We start from the raw sequence: 14,353 nt of genomic DNA on the forward strand, positions 1-14,353 counted from the left end.
GGTGTCATAGCAAACCTCCCGGCTCGATGAGCCGGGAGGTTTTGGTATGTTTGCTATTCTTTTTTACTAACCTTAGCATAGAGGAACATGATGGCTAAAGAGAGCCCCATCAGGATGAATAAGAACAAGTAGGTAACTTGAAAAGATTCCGTACTATAGGTTAATCCGTTCAGTTCAAGTAGAATACCTCCAGCTACTGATCCAGAAGCACTTCCAACGAATTGGATGAGCTGTTTCATACCAATTCCTGTTCCGATTTGTTCAGAAGGAAGGATTCGCGATACTTCATTTGTCGTACTAGAAGAAAGACTTGAGAAGCCAAAGCTTGTGAACATGTACCCGATCATAATCATGTACTCATTTAGTGGTGATAAGAAATAAAAGACCACCGTTGAAAAGAGAAGTAGCCCATGTGCAAGGTAAATGACCTTCATATTGCCATACCGATCAAGAAGTCTTCCTACATAGATCGCGGCAACGGCTGAAAGCATGGCACCAGGGAAGATAATGTACCCAACGACAGAAGGACCCTTTTCGTAGACATTTTGAAGCATAAGCGGCATCAGCAACAAGATAGCGAAATGAGTTGTGAAGCCAAGGTAACTCATATATAGCAACAGTCGATATTCTTTGTTTTTAAATAGGCTAGGCTGAATAAAAGGGGCGTTAGTTCTAGTAATTCTTAGCCAGAGAAGAGCACCTACAATGATTCCAAGCGCTAAATACAGCCAATTAAATGTTGAGATATAGATTAGGAAACTTGTTACAGTAGCTCCTGTTAAAAGAGCCCCTAGAAAATCTAAGCTTCCTTTTCGAACACTCTCATCTGGGAGACGGCGAAACAGGATTGGGATTAACAGGACAACAAAGAGAGTCACAGTGAAAAGATAATTCCAGTCGAGGTATTCTGTAACAACCCCACCGACAACTGGACCAAGTCCAAAGCCCAATGAGGAAGCAGAGGCAATCATCGCCATGGCTCTGCCCCGTCTTTCAAGGGGTATAAAGCGACCTGCAAATACCATCGATAAGCCTGGAATAGCGGCTGCTCCGGTTGCTTGTAGAAGTCTTGCGGCAAGTAGTAAGGGAAAACTTACTGCAAAGAACCCGAGCACTGAACCAAGCCCGAAGATCGTGATGCCAGTTATAAGCAGACTTTTTATTGGAAGATAGTCAGACAGACGGGTATACGTAATTGTAAAGATTGCAAGGATAATCGAATAGCCTGACACAATCCATGCGCCTTCTGCTGGACTAAGGTTAAATTCGGTTAGCACGTTTGGAAGTGCTACGTTAAACATTGTTGTATTCATGACAACAAGCCACACCGCTACGCTAAGAATAAGAATGGTACGGAAATAGCTTGATGTTTGTTTGTCGCTCATCACAAACCTCCTGATGCTACTTTTGAATCATGAAGCACCAGGTTATTGTAAACGATACGGGCTTCATCTGTCTCATCTCACGTTCTTTCTGAGTTCTTTTGCATTTGACGAGCCAGTTGCTCTTTAGCCTGGTTGTAAGTTAAGCCAGAGTTGGCATTTCGGCGCCTCACTTCTTCAATATCTGTACCTGATTTTGTTTTCAAGCGATCTCACCACCTTTTACTCATTAGTTTTTGCAGGACACACCGATTTATGCCTTTATGTAGTCGCTGTTGAACATGATATAATGCAACCATAATAAAAACATGAACAGATAGGATGACATGATGACAAACGAAATAAGCGTGCAGATTTATGCTAAGCACAAAAAGAAATTTGAGAATGGATATCCCCTTATTTTCAAAGAAGCGATCGTAAACAGCGAGCGTCTAACAGAAGAAGGAACCATTCTTAACCTTGAAGATGAGCAGGGTCGTTTTATCGGCAAAGGATATTATGGCAGACAGAATAAGGGATATGGCTGGGTGCTGACTCAACAAGAGAACGAATCGATTAATCAGGAGTTTTTTGTAAGAAAGATTCAAACAGCGCTTCACTACCGTAATTCCTTCTTTGAAGATGCGAGTACGACGGCCTTTCGAGTTGTAAATGGCGAAGGAGACGGACTTGGTGGGTTAACCATTGATTATTTCGACGGATATTATTTGATTAATTGGTACAGTGAAGGCGTTTATTCTTTTAAAAACTTTGTCGTCGAAGCGTTAAAGCGCCTTGTGGACTTCAAAGGTATTTACGAGAAAAAGCGTTTTGATGCAAAAGGTCAGTATGTTGAAGATGATGACTTTGTAACAGGCGAACGCGGTGAATTTCCTTTAATCGTTAAAGAGAATGGTGTGGACTTTGCTGTTTACTTAAATGAAGGTGCAATGGTTGGCGTGTTTCTTGATCAGCGTCCCGTTCGTAAGCTAATTCGTGATCAATACGCTAGTGGGAAAACAGTTTTGAATACTTTTTCCTACACTGGAGCTTTTTCCGTCTTTGCGGTTAAGGGAGGAGCAAGCAAAACGACGAGTGTTGACCTTGCGAATCGAAGTCTGAACAAAACAATTGAGCAATTTAGCGTGAACGAAATTGATTATGAAGAACAAACCATTCTTGTGATGGATGTATTTAAATACTTTAAGTATGCTGTGAAAAAGAATCTTTCCTTCGATATGGTGATTCTCGATCCACCAAGCTTTGCTCGCTCTAAGAAACATACGTTTAGCGCAGCAAAAGATTATAAGGACCTTATTAAAGATGCTATTTCAATTACAGAAGATGATGGGATTATTGTTGCCTCAACCAATTATAGTGGTTATGACATGAAGAAATTTAAAGGATTTATTGACCAGGCATTTAAAGAGACGAACGGAAAGTATGAGTTGCTTGAAGAGTTTACACTACCGGAGGATTTTAGAACGATTAAAGAATTCCGTGAAGGTAACTACCTAAAAGTAGTCTTCATTAAAAAAATAAAGTGATTGCTAGCGGAACGATATGAATCTGGATAAGGGGGAGAGGTTGTTAGTATGAATATAATTGTATTTGGGGCTTCAGGTGGAACTGGAAATGCATTCGTAAGACAAGCAATTGCAGCAGGTCATCACGTAACAGCTTTTGTTCGAACCCCTTCTAAGCTTGAGACTTCTCACAAAAACTTATCCGTTGAGCTAGGGGATGCGATGCAAGCAGCTGATGTCAAACAAGCAATGAGTTCTGAATTTGATGCGGTAATATCATGCCTCGGTGCGAATGGTCTTGGTAAAACGACTGACCTTTCTACAATGACGACGAACATTCTGGATGCAATGAGTCTCCATGATGTGAAGCGCATTATTTATATGGCTTCTGCAGGCATTAACAAAGAAATACCTGGCGTTACAGGTTTTGTTGCTGGCAAACTGCTGCAAAACGTTCTTGCAGATCACCGAAGAGCAGTCGACCTGCTAGCAGCAAGTGAAATGGAGTGGACAGTTGTCCGACCAATGGGATTAACGAATGATGAGAGAACAAGTGATTATCGAAAGACCACGAGTGGCGTTCCAAAAGGAGGGCGGCGAATTTCAAGAGAAGACGTAGCGGATTTTATTCTGAAAACAGCTTCTGACCATCTTTATATTCGTCACTCCATCGGGCTCGCTAATTGAAAAGAACCGTGAAGCAATCGCTTCACGGTTCTTTATATAGAGTTAAATAGATACTTTCTGAGAATGAATCACTCGGTTACCTACAGCGGTAATAAGTTCAGGTGATAGCGGGAAGTTAAGTGCTGCAGGGTCCATTTTGACGGCCGTTATGGTTGCCTCTAGTGCTTCACTTTTTATATCGTAGTCCTTAAAGTCTGCAGGAAGACCGACGTCCTGCTGCATGTTTTTGATCTTCTCGATAACGTCCTGCAACAACGTTTCTTTATCTTTTCCTTTCGTATCTAGATTCAATGCTTGAGCAAGCTGTTGTATTTTTGGCAAATACAGAGTAGGAATCATTTCCATAACAATAGGAAGGAAGACAGCATTTGCAAGACCATGTGGAATGCGGAAAAGCGCTCCATATGCATGGGCAAAATTGTGTACAGGAATGGCATTGAGTGCAAAGCTAAAAGCGGTAATCCCCATCATGCTTGCTTGCAGCATTTCCATTCTTGCGGTTAGATTGTCTCCGTGTTTCACTGCGGTTGGAAGATGAGTTTCGATTAATCGAATAGACTGCAGTGCATAGGCATCGGTCAAAGCTGTTGCGGTTGGTGACGCGAGAGCTTCAATAGCGTGAGTGAGGGCATCAAACCCAGTAAACGCCGTGATAGAAGCAGGAAGGCCAGTTGTTAATTCAGGATCAAGAATGGCCATATCCGCATTAATGAACGGGTGGATAATGTTCGTTTTCATTTTGATGTCTTCGTTATAAATAACAGCAATAGGAGAAACTTCTGATCCCGTTCCGGCTGTCGTTGGAATAGAAATATGGGGGATTGGCATATAGTTTGCTTCAGGCCAAGATAAATAAAGCAGGCCTCCAGGGATGGCTTCTTTAATATCTGTTAAGCCGTGATGAAGACAGTATTTAACTCCTTTTACTGTGTCCATAACGCTCCCACCACCAACTGCAAGTAGACCGTCAGCACTTATTTCTCGTGCGTATCGTAGCGCTGCATTCACGTCTTTACTGCCTGCATCTTGCTTAATATCAAGGAACACTCCTGCAAGCTCTGGTCCTGTACCATGCGGTGTTAAGGCAAAGATTTCTTTAATCTTCTCGACAATTCCGGCCTGCTCAAGACCACGATCACTGAAAAGGACGATTCGCTTAGCTTGGAGTCCTCTAAATAAATCAGGGACGAGCGCGCGAGTTCCTGCACCACTATGAATTGCAGTTCGAAGCATGTATTGAGAATAAGTTAATGACATACTGCTCACCTCCATCTTTAAGATTGGTTTGAAAAGAGAAGACTGTACCATGTTCTACGTTCTGCTTCTGGAACCATTGATGTGTGGACGTGCTTAACCTGCGTATAGGCATCAAGTGAATGCCTGCCCATCTCTCTGCCGATGCCACTTTGTTTGTAGCCACCGAAAGGAGCATCATTCCGAAGCATATGCCAGTCATTGATCCACACAACGCCAGCACGAAGCTTTCTAACGACTTTATATGCTTTATTCACATCTGCCGTCCATACACCTGCAGCAAGTCCATAAATCGTGTCGTTTGCCATACGTACCGCATCTTCAACTTCGCTATAGCGGATAACGGAAAGAACAGGTCCAAAGATCTCTTCTCTTGCGATTGTCATATCGTTTGTCACATCTGCAAAAATCGTAGGAGCGATGAAATGTCCATTCTCACATCCTTCAACCTTCACTTCTTGTCCACCGCACACGAGGCGAGCACCTTCTTGTTTTCCTTTCTCGATATAAGATAAAATCGATTCTTTTTGAGTTTCTGAAATGACAGGTCCCATATCTGTAGCGAGATCAAGCGGATTACCTAGAACTAGCTTCTCTGAAAGCTCTTTTAATCCATCAATAACCTGATCATAGATTTTATCTGGGACAAACAATCTTGTGCCAGATTCACAAAGCTGTCCAGAGTGGAGGAAGACGCCGAATAGGCTTCCTGGAAGAGCCAGAGAAAGATCCGCATCTTCTAGTAGAATAGAAGGTGATTTGCCTCCTAGTTCAAGTGTCGTGTTTTTGATTGTATTAGAAGCAAGACTCATAATGTGGCGACCTACCTCGGTTGAACCTGTGAAGGCGATTTTCTCGACTTTCGGATGAGTGGCGAGCGCTTCACCCACTTCTTTACCGCTTCCGGTAACGACGTTTATGACACCAGGCGGTACGACTTCAGATATTATTTCAGCGAGCCTTAGCGTTGTGAGAGGTGTGTAGCTTGCTGGTTTTATAACGATCGTATTACCCATGGCGAGGGCAGGGGCAATCTTCCAAGATGCAATCAACATAGGCATGTTCCAAGGCGTAATCGCTGCACACACTCCGATTGGTTCACGCCAAATGAAATTGTGAGCAGGTCCAGGGAACGGTGGGGAAGGGAGTGTTTCAGAATACGTGTAGTCGAGTACAAATTTCCCGAGCGTTTGGAATAAATCTACCATCTGAAGCACGTCATTTGAACCAAGCCTTCGAACTGTTCCGCCTGATGAGATCGCTTCTAATCCGACGAGCTCTTCAGCATTTTCCATAATCTTTTGTGCGATCGCATAAAGAATTTTCGAACGCTCTTTAGGTGCCATTTCGCGCCATTCATCTTGTTCAAATGCAGCGGTTGCGGCTTCCACAGCACGATCGACATCTTTCTTTGTTCCACTTGCTACCTTTGCAACAAGTTCCCCGTTTGCTGGATTGACGACATCGAATGTACGATTCGCTTCTGAGGCGATCCATTTACCATTAATGAATAGCGGATACGACTTGATATCTATGTTAACTGACATTTTTTATCCTCCTTTTGCTTTAAATGACGCCGACATCAGCTTCAAGCGTTTCTTGAATATCTTTAACGCTTTTGCCTTTTGCACGTGCAAGGATTTCCATGCGCACGGATAGCTGTTTCATAGAAAAGGCCATCGTTGCATCCAATGTGTTTCCAAACGCATTTTGAGCTTTTCCACCCATTCCTTCGTGAGTTAGCTGTTGGGCAAGTGGTGCAAGTTCATCCATTTTGTTCTGTACAAGTTCAAATAGAGATGGTTTCTCTGCAATCAAACGCTGTAGCAAAAACGTGCCATAGCCAATATGACGTGATTCATCTCTTTTAAGCAGACCTACACCTTTCATTAATCCAGGCATTATTTGAGCTTTTTCTAGTGATTCATAGAAAGAAAAGTAGCCTGTTTCAGCAAGTACACCTTCAACAAACATGTTGTAGACTGTCGATGCTTCAGCAAGTGCTTCCCTTGAATGATCGTGCTGAAGCTTGCCCATTGCTTCGGGCAAAATATGATAGAAGATTTTCTGATAGGTGTCAGAGTGATAACGTGAGAGATTGTCTTTTTGACCAATTTCGTTAAGAAAAAGTCTAAAAAACTCGGTATGTTTCGCTTCTTCAAAGAGAAAAGTCGTTAGATACATTTCTTCTTCAATTCTGCCTTCTTTTGCAATCACCATGATGAGTGGTAAGAGATCTAGTGTTACGGCTTCTTCACCAGCTTGAAATTGCGAAACAAGCCTAAGAATCTCCTCCTGCTGAGCTCCTGAAAGAAACTGCCAGTCTTTCACATCCTGTGTGAAATCAATCTCTTTTGGATCCCACCCTCCAAATTTCTTCGCTTTTTGATAAAGTCGAAATGGAAGTAAATCCTCTTGTAGACCTCGTTCACTTGTCGTTTTCATTTCCCTCCGCATATAAGACCACCTTTCATTGCTTGCGAATTAATCTGTCAGCTTCTATAATAAAAGGGCTATCATAAAAAGCGCTTACATATTTAGTGTAACGATTTATGTCTGAACATTCGATTCCTGAAAAGATAGGGGTGAATCATGTCGATGCATGAAGAAACGTGGATGCGATCTTTTCATCAGTTGCTAGAAGTGAAAGAACCTATCCACCGTTGTGAAGTAATCCTTCAAAAGTTTCTTTCTCACTTCCCATTCAGACGTGCAAGTATCTTTACTTTTTCTTATTTTACGGGCATCGGAGAAGGTGTTCTCCGTGTAGACCGTAGCGGCGTATTTTCCATGAATGAAATACGAGAGGATATACGGCGTATTCCGCCAATTCAACGCGCCTTATTAACTAATAAACCTGCTCTGTTGATGATGGATCAACATCATCAGCTTTTCCCCGAAGAATATATTCAAGCTTACAATTTAACATCCGTTCTCATTATTCCGTTATGCATTGAGCGTATTGCGATTGGCTGTGTTCTTATAGATGAGAAAGAGGAAGGAAGTACAATCCACCAAGGATTAATTGATGATGTGATGGTGTATTTCAGGCAAGCTCTCGGCTTTATGCTACCAATAACCTCAAAGTCCCCAAATCCGTTAAGTCCACGAGAAACAGAAGTTCTTCAGCATGCTGCAGACGGCTACAGCACGAAAGAAATTGCTCAACGATTGCAAATTAGTGATTTTACAGCAAGAGATTACATTACTTCAGCGATTCGGAAGTTAAATGCAAATAATCGCGCTGAGGCAGTTGCGAACGCATTAAGAGAGAGGTGGATTCATTAATCCTTTGTAATGAGGGCAGGATTTAAAAGCCCTTGTGTAAAAACTAAATTTTCAGTAAACTTAAAATACTGACTGGTTGGTATTATGCGAAAAGAAGGAGGGATAATGTGAAGAACAGTGAAGCGGAAAGCGTTCACTACCGAACATGTCCGCTATGTGAAGCGACATGTGGGCTTGAAATTCATACGGTTAATGGCAAAGTTACGCACATTGAAGGGGACAAGAAAGATCCATTTAGTAAGGGTTATTTATGCCCAAAAGGGTTTAGCCTAAAAGAACTTCACCACGATCCTGACCGCATTCGAGAACCGATGATCCGAAAAGGGGAAGAGTGGTTTACTGTTAGTTATGAAGAAGCTTTTAAAGAAGTTCGGAAAGGTCTAAGAGGAGTAATTGAAGCGTATGGGAAAGATGCGGTAGCCGTTTATCTTGGTAATCCGAACGTTCATAACTTATCTGGCATGCTTTACCTGCCAATTTTTCTAAGAGCACTTGGCAGTCGAAATCAATATTCAGCAAGTACAGTAGATCAGATTCCTAAACAATTAGCCGCTGAGTTGATGTATGGTGGTGACTTTAGTATTCCTATTCCTGATATCGATCGTACGAAGTATTTTCTCTGTATTGGAGCAAATCCAGTTGTTTCGAACGGTAGCTTAATGACTGGACCGAATATGAGAGGGAGACTTCAAGACTTGAAGAAACGCGGTGGTCGTCTTGTTGTTGTTGATCCGGTACGAACAGCGACTGCAAAATTGGCAGATGACCATCATTTCATTAAGCCCGGCACGGATGCTTATTTTCTGTTTAGTATACTTCACACGTTGTTCGAGGAGAAATTAACGAAAGAGGACTATCTTGCCGATCATGTTAATGGTTTGGAAGAAGTGAAGGAGCTAGCAAAGGCATTCTCACCTGAGAGCATGGCGAGTGTATGCGGCATTGATTCTGAAGCAATTCGAATGATCGCACGAGATATTTCATCTGCCTCTTGTGCAGCAGTTTACGGACGTATGGGGACTTGCACACAATCATTCGGCACAATGAACAGCTGGCTCATCGACGTTATCAATTATGTTACGGGCAACCTCGATCGTGAAGGGGGCGTAATGTTCACAACACCAGCAGCTGGAGGGAAAAGGACCAAAAAGAAAGGCTATCGATTTGGGCGGTTTAAAAGCAGGGTGAGCGAAATGCCAGAGGTTCTTGGTGAGCTTCCCGTAGCATGTCTAGCTGAAGAGATGGAGACGCCTGGAGATGGGCAAGTGCGTGCTTTTGTAACCGTGGCTGGCAATCCGATGGTATCTACTCGGAATAGTAATCGATTAGAAGATGCTGTGAGTAATCTTGATTTCATGGTAAGTGTAGACTGCTATTTAAATGAAACGACGCGTCATGCGAATGTCATACTTCCAGCCCCTTCACCACTTGAGCGATCTCACTATGACCTCTCATTCTATCAGCTTTCGGTGAGAAATATTTCTCACTATTCAAGCCCGGTATTTGAGAAGAAAGACGAGCTTGACGAGTGGGAGATTCTGTTGAAGCTTGCTTCCTTAATTGGAGATGAGGAACCTAATGAAGATGCAGTAACTCAATTGGACGATGCTACAATCCAGTTTCTCATCGCTAAAGATGTGAAGAACGATCAGTCATCGGTTTATGGACGAAAGTCTGAAGAGATCATGTCAGCTCTTCAAGATCGAAAAGGACCTGAACGAATGCTTGATTATATGCTACGAACAGGTCCTTACGGTGACCAATTTACTAATGGAGAAGGGTTAAGCCTTTCTAAACTAGAACAGAACCCACACGGATTAGATCTTGGTCCACTACAGTCAAGAATTCCTGAAATCCTTTTAACACATACAGGCAAAATTGAGCTAGCACCTGAACTAATTGTAAATGATGTGCAGAGACTGAAGGATGAGATGGCGAACCAGCCGGATATGATGTTAATAGGCAGACGACATTTACGATCTAATAACTCATGGTTACACAATCTTCCGGTCTTGATGAAAGGAAAGAACCGCTGTACGATGCTGCTTCATCCTACTGATGCTAACAGATTTAAATTGGAGGATGGTGGTACGGCAGAGGTAGCGTCTGAAGCAGGGCGACTTCATGTAGTCGTCGAGATAACGGATGAAATTATGCCGGGAGTAGCAAGCATTCCACATGGATACGGACACGGATTGAAAGGAACGAAAATGGAAGTGGCAGAACAAAACGCCGGTGTAAATACAAATCTTTTAAGTTATGAAAAAAGGTTAGATGCTGTGTCAGGAACGGCTGTGCTAAACGGTATCCCAATTGCAGTGAGAAACGTAACACAAGGGAGGAACGAACGTGACAATGTACGCTCTGAATTTGTTTAACGTTAAAGATGGAGAAGAATATGCGGAGTATGCAAGAAGGGCGGAAGAGCCTGTTCGTAAATACGGGGGCAAGGTTATTGCTATGGGTAAGCTCGATTCCTACCCTGAAGGAGATATCGCACCAAGACAGGTAATGATGCTTGTCGAGTGGCAATCAAAAAAAGGTATCTATCAGTATGTGAATGATCCAGAACTTGAAGACCTACATCCTCATCGCGAACTGGGTGTTGATGATTTTGTCTGGCACCTTTTTGAGAAAATAGAAGACTTGAGACCAGTGTTGAAATAGAAACAGCCTCCGCTTGCGGAGGCTGTTCTGATTAATCTTCAATAGGGAACCAACCAGGTACGTTGAAAATAGTGCTCCAAAGTGGTTCTGGAACAACAAGTTCATCTTGCGTTCCTTTTTTCAAGGTTGTACGAATGCTTGCAGTATCCCCATTTTGGACTTTCTCGACCCAACGAGGCTCCATAATCATTTCACGTCCAAGTGCGATTAGTGGTACGCCAGTTTCGAGTGCTTTCTCAACTTCATCAGGTGTATGAAGTGAGCCAACACCAATAACAGGGACGAGGTGGCCAATTCGCTCTTTAATCATTTCCATACGAGGCGTTGGCTCTTCATCACGCATAGAGCCCTGATAGAAATCAGAAAGCGATACGTGAACATAATCGAGGTTACGCTTCGCAAGCTCATCAACAAGTTGAAGTGTGTCATCCATCGTAATACCAGGATTTTCACGTTCTTCAGGAGAAACGCGGTACCCTACGATAAATGGTTCGCTGGCATGTTTCTTCACTGCAGCTTGTGTAGATTCAATAACGGCGAGTGGAAATTTCATACGGTTCTCAAGACTTCCACCCCAACCGTCTTCTCTGCGGTTAGAATGTGGCGAGAAGAATTGTTGAAGCAGGTACGTGTTTGCTCCGTGAAGCTCTACACCGTCGAATCCAGCTTCAATGGCACGTCTAGTAGCTTCTCCAAATGCATGAATGGTATCTTGGATTTCTTGATCCGTCATAGCACGTGGTGTCTTAGATCCTTCTCGTTCAGCTGGAACGGCACTTGCACTAAGAATTTCCTCATTTGGCACAAGCTCTGGAGGACACATTCTGCCACCGTGGAAGATTTGTAGAATCGCTTTTGCGCCTTCAGCATGAATTGTATCAGCTAGTTTCTTAAGGCCTGGAATCTGTTCGTCGCGGTCAACTCCGATTTCACCAGCAAATCCTTTACCATGTGCAAGAACGTTTGCACACGCTGTTATCACGGTACCAACACCACCAGAGCGCTCTTTGTAATAAGATATCTCCTTATCCGATACTGTTCCATCATCATGTGATAAGAAATTTGTCATAGGTGCAAGCATAATTCTGTTTTTGAGTGCAACACCAGAGGGCAGAGTAAAAGGCTGTAGCATTTTAAAATTAGTAGACATTGTTATCCTCCTTTAGTAAACGTACTGTAATTTCAACTCTTACAGTTTAGCATGGCAGGACTTTTCATGTCTTTTAAAATGCCTGTGTAGTTCTTAATGGTAAGAAGAGAGGTTATAGCTCACTTTAGAAGGCTCTTTTTGAAAAAGACATTGTTGCAATAGCAAGTTAATTTCCGCTCCAGGATGCTCGCTTTCCGCGGGGCGGGACACTTGAGCCTCCTCGTCGCTAACGCTCCTGTGGGGTCTCACCTGTCCCGCTAGTCCCGCNTCCCGCAGGAGCCTCCTTCCGCTCCAATTAGCGAAGTTTGGTTTTTATACAAAAACTAGTTCAAAACCAAAAGTCTTTTAGAAAGGCTCTCTTCGTAGACAATGTTTCTATAGGAGGGGTTAAATTCTGCTCTAATAAAAGGTGGATTTTATTCAATAATTGTTTTAAAATCAACAATCTTTTAGAAAAGAGCCATTTAAAAAATCCGCGCTGGCGGATTTTTTGGTGTGTATTGCTAAATACGTTTTGATGAAATGGCTTCACGCATGCGCTGTAGTGATTGCTTTGATTTGTCTTTTCTAGCAATCATAATGTTCACATAAAGTGCATCAACAAGACTTAATTGAGCAATTCTTGAAGCAAGCGCCTCCGAGCGAAATTCTGTTTCTTGTGAAACAGTATAGAGAGGGATGTCAACCTTCTTGCTTAATGGCGATGTTGCAAGATTTGTAATGCCAATTGTGGTTGCGCCGGTTTGCCTCGCAATATCCGCAACGCGTAACATATCCTTATTTGTTCCTGAATGTGAGATGAGAACGGCTACATCAGCGCTTGATAACTGGGAAGCTGACATGATCTGCAAGTGTGCATCACTGTAGGCTGTTGTTCGTAAGCCAGTTCGAATGAACTTATGCTGCGCGTCCATTGCGATAATGCCAGATCCACCGTTTCCATAGAATTCAATACGCTCAGCGTCTAATAATGCTAGAACGGCCTGCTCAATCGTTTGGTTATTAAGAATATGGTACGTATCCTCAAGGGTTCGAATATTTGAACGAAGGACTTTCTCTGCAATTTCTTTGGAAGAATCAGACTCAGAAATGGTCTCATGAATATCTTGGATGGGATTAACAATCTCAGCGGCTAGAGCAATTTTCATTGCCTGGAAGCCTTTAAACCCTATACGTTTACAGAAACGAAAGACGGTAGCATCAGCGACGTTCAGATCATCTGCTACTTGGTTAATCGTGCTATGGATGATTTTATTAGAATGTTCTAGGATATAATCCGCAACCTGACGCTCCTTCTCACTAAACTGTGAGTATGCTGAGCGAATTCTAGGAAGGCAGTGACGTGTTTCGTTGTCGGACATGATATTCTCCTCTCTATTTACTCTGATTGTAATAGTGTAACCGATTACAAACAAGATGAAAATAGATTTCGTGAAAGCGCTTGTAATAAAAAATATTTATTGTATAATTTCCATATGAGAAAAAATATTTCTTCTGGATGAGGAGTTTTACTATGAATGTTGGTTTAATTGGTCTTGGAAAGATGGGTTATAATCTCGCTTTAAATTTACGTGATCATAACCACAACGTTGTTGTCCATGATGCAAATGACGAACAGCTTCAGAAAATGAAGGACGAAGGTTTTAGTGGGAAATCTTCACTTAAAGAGGTTGTTGATGCTCTTGAAACACCAAGAATTCTTTGGATGATGGTTCCAGCTGGAGAGGTAACTGAAGGAGTAACAAATGAACTTTCTGAACTTCTTGAAAGCGGTGACATCGTAATTGATGGTGGTAACTCCCATTATAACGATTCGAAGAGAAGAGCAACTAAGTTTTCTGAACGGAGCATATCTTTTTTTGACGTTGGTACAAGTGGTGGTAAGTCTGGAGCACGGAACGGAGCTTGTACAATGATTGGTGGAAACGCTAACACATTTGAAACGATCGAACCGCTCTTTAAAGATATTTGCATTGAAAACGGTTACCTTTATGCTGGGCCTTCTGGAAGTGGTCACTTTCTTAAAATGGTTCACAATGGTGTTGAATACGGGATGATGCAGTCCATTGCAGAAGGATTTGATCTACTTAGTAAGAGTGAATATGACTTTGATTATGAGAAGGTAGCACGGGTTTGGAACAATGGATCAGTCATTCGTTCGTGGTTAATGGAATTAACAGAGCAGGCTTTTTCGAAAGATGCCAACCTTGATGAGATTCGTGGTGTGATGAATTCTTCTGGGGAAGGAAAATGGACCGTAGAAACAGCGCTAGATTTACAAACGGCTACACCGGTAATTGCACTAGCTCTTATGATGAGATATCGCTCACTTGAGGATGATACATTCACAGGAAAAGTTGTCGCAGCACTCCGCAATGAATTTGGCGGCCACGCGACAGAAAAAGCTAATTAAGGAGGAG

At 42.5% G+C, this 14,353-nt stretch carries 12 protein-coding genes; 6 read left to right on the top strand and 6 right to left on the bottom strand.

The genetic code is table 11. The annotated features are described in order from the left end of the window. Positions 1-53: 53 nt before the first annotated feature. The gene (locus AB986_RS10755) at positions 54-1,385 is read right to left on the bottom strand and encodes an MFS transporter (RefSeq protein ID WP_048311166.1); all 1,332 of its coding nucleotides are present in this window, start codon (positions 1,383-1,385) and stop codon (positions 54-56) included. A gap of 326 nt (positions 1,386-1,711) precedes the next feature. On the opposite strand from AB986_RS10755, the gene AB986_RS10765 reads away from it, so the two are divergent. Both AB986_RS10765 and AB986_RS10770 read left to right on the top strand, forming a co-directional pair. Then, positions 1,712-2,908 (top strand): class I SAM-dependent rRNA methyltransferase, encoded by a 1,197-nt coding sequence (locus AB986_RS10765; protein WP_048311168.1) that lies wholly within the window; start codon positions 1,712-1,714, stop codon positions 2,906-2,908. Positions 2,909-2,956: 48 nt separating this feature from the next. Then, positions 2,957-3,574 (top strand): NAD(P)-dependent oxidoreductase, encoded by a 618-nt coding sequence (locus tag AB986_RS10770; protein WP_048311169.1) that lies wholly within the window; start codon positions 2,957-2,959, stop codon positions 3,572-3,574. A 42-nt stretch (positions 3,575-3,616) separates the two neighbouring features. Here AB986_RS10770 and AB986_RS10775 read toward each other — a convergent pair whose 3' ends face one another. Genes AB986_RS10775 through AB986_RS10785 form a run of 3 tightly spaced genes read right to left on the bottom strand, consistent with a single transcriptional unit; the run spans position 3,617 to position 7,285 of the window. Further along, entirely contained in the window at positions 3,617-4,831 is a 1,215-nt protein-coding gene (locus AB986_RS10775) for an iron-containing alcohol dehydrogenase (RefSeq protein ID WP_048311170.1), read from the bottom strand. A gap of 17 nt (positions 4,832-4,848) precedes the next feature. Further along, on the bottom strand, positions 4,849-6,375 hold the full coding sequence (locus AB986_RS10780) for an aldehyde dehydrogenase family protein (protein ID WP_048311171.1): 1,527 nt from the start codon (positions 6,373-6,375) through the stop codon (positions 4,849-4,851). Positions 6,376-6,394: 19 nt separating this feature from the next. Then, positions 6,395-7,285, bottom strand: a complete 891-nt coding sequence (locus AB986_RS10785; protein WP_048311172.1) for a R2-like ligand-binding oxidase — start codon at positions 7,283-7,285, stop codon at positions 6,395-6,397. A gap of 135 nt (positions 7,286-7,420) precedes the next feature. Here AB986_RS10785 and AB986_RS10790 point away from each other — a divergent pair, with 135 nt between their 5' ends. From AB986_RS10790 to AB986_RS10800, 3 genes are all read left to right on the top strand, one after another. Further along, on the top strand, positions 7,421-8,116 hold the full coding sequence (locus AB986_RS10790) for a response regulator transcription factor (RefSeq protein ID WP_048311173.1): 696 nt from the start codon (positions 7,421-7,423) through the stop codon (positions 8,114-8,116). A 107-nt stretch (positions 8,117-8,223) separates the two neighbouring features. Beyond that, the gene (locus tag AB986_RS10795) at positions 8,224-10,494 is read left to right on the top strand and encodes a molybdopterin-dependent oxidoreductase (protein ID WP_048311174.1); all 2,271 of its coding nucleotides are present in this window, start codon (positions 8,224-8,226) and stop codon (positions 10,492-10,494) included. Further along, positions 10,472-10,783, top strand: a complete 312-nt coding sequence (locus AB986_RS10800) for a DUF1330 domain-containing protein (RefSeq protein WP_048312801.1) — start codon at positions 10,472-10,474, stop codon at positions 10,781-10,783. The genes AB986_RS10795 and AB986_RS10800 overlap by 23 nt, the downstream gene beginning before the upstream one ends. A gap of 31 nt (positions 10,784-10,814) precedes the next feature. Here AB986_RS10800 and AB986_RS10805 read toward each other — a convergent pair whose 3' ends face one another. Next, on the bottom strand, positions 10,815-11,933 hold the full coding sequence (locus AB986_RS10805) for an NADH-dependent flavin oxidoreductase (protein WP_048311175.1): 1,119 nt from the start codon (positions 11,931-11,933) through the stop codon (positions 10,815-10,817). A 503-nt stretch (positions 11,934-12,436) separates the two neighbouring features. After that, positions 12,437-13,294, bottom strand: a complete 858-nt coding sequence (locus AB986_RS10810; protein ID WP_048311176.1) for a MurR/RpiR family transcriptional regulator — start codon at positions 13,292-13,294, stop codon at positions 12,437-12,439. A 152-nt stretch (positions 13,295-13,446) separates the two neighbouring features. Here AB986_RS10810 and gnd point away from each other — a divergent pair, with 152 nt between their 5' ends. Further along, a complete protein-coding gene (gnd, locus tag AB986_RS10815) occupies positions 13,447-14,346 on the top strand; it encodes a phosphogluconate dehydrogenase (NAD(+)-dependent, decarboxylating) (RefSeq protein WP_048311177.1) in 900 nt (299 codons plus the stop codon). Positions 14,347-14,353: the final 7 nt, after the last annotated feature.

It is taken from the genome of Guptibacillus hwajinpoensis (assembly GCF_001039475.1).
Lineage (GTDB): Bacteria > Bacillota > Bacilli > Bacillales > Guptibacillaceae > Guptibacillus > Guptibacillus hwajinpoensis.

What these genes read in the sequence shown, in the direction of transcription:
- gnd (WP_048311177.1), top strand. Translation starts at nt 13,447, where the DNA reads ATGAATGTTGGTTTAATTGGTCTTGGAAAGATGGGTTATAATCTCGCT.
- AB986_RS10765 (WP_048311168.1), top strand. Translation starts at nt 1,712, where the DNA reads ATGACAAACGAAATAAGCGTGCAGATTTATGCTAAGCACAAAAAGAAA.
- AB986_RS10790 (WP_048311173.1), top strand. Translation starts at nt 7,421, where the DNA reads ATGTCGATGCATGAAGAAACGTGGATGCGATCTTTTCATCAGTTGCTA.
- AB986_RS10755 (WP_048311166.1), bottom strand. Translation starts at nt 1,385, where the DNA reads ATGAGCGACAAACAAACATCAAGCTATTTCCGTACCATTCTTATTCTT.
- AB986_RS10800 (WP_048312801.1), top strand. Translation starts at nt 10,472, where the DNA reads ATGTACGCTCTGAATTTGTTTAACGTTAAAGATGGAGAAGAATATGCG.
- AB986_RS10810 (WP_048311176.1), bottom strand. Translation starts at nt 13,294, where the DNA reads ATGTCCGACAACGAAACACGTCACTGCCTTCCTAGAATTCGCTCAGCA.
- AB986_RS10805 (WP_048311175.1), bottom strand. Translation starts at nt 11,933, where the DNA reads ATGTCTACTAATTTTAAAATGCTACAGCCTTTTACTCTGCCCTCTGGT.
- AB986_RS10785 (WP_048311172.1), bottom strand. Translation starts at nt 7,285, where the DNA reads ATGCGGAGGGAAATGAAAACGACAAGTGAACGAGGTCTACAAGAGGAT.
- AB986_RS10775 (WP_048311170.1), bottom strand. Translation starts at nt 4,831, where the DNA reads ATGTCATTAACTTATTCTCAATACATGCTTCGAACTGCAATTCATAGT.
- AB986_RS10780 (WP_048311171.1), bottom strand. Translation starts at nt 6,375, where the DNA reads ATGTCAGTTAACATAGATATCAAGTCGTATCCGCTATTCATTAATGGT.
- AB986_RS10770 (WP_048311169.1), top strand. Translation starts at nt 2,957, where the DNA reads ATGAATATAATTGTATTTGGGGCTTCAGGTGGAACTGGAAATGCATTC.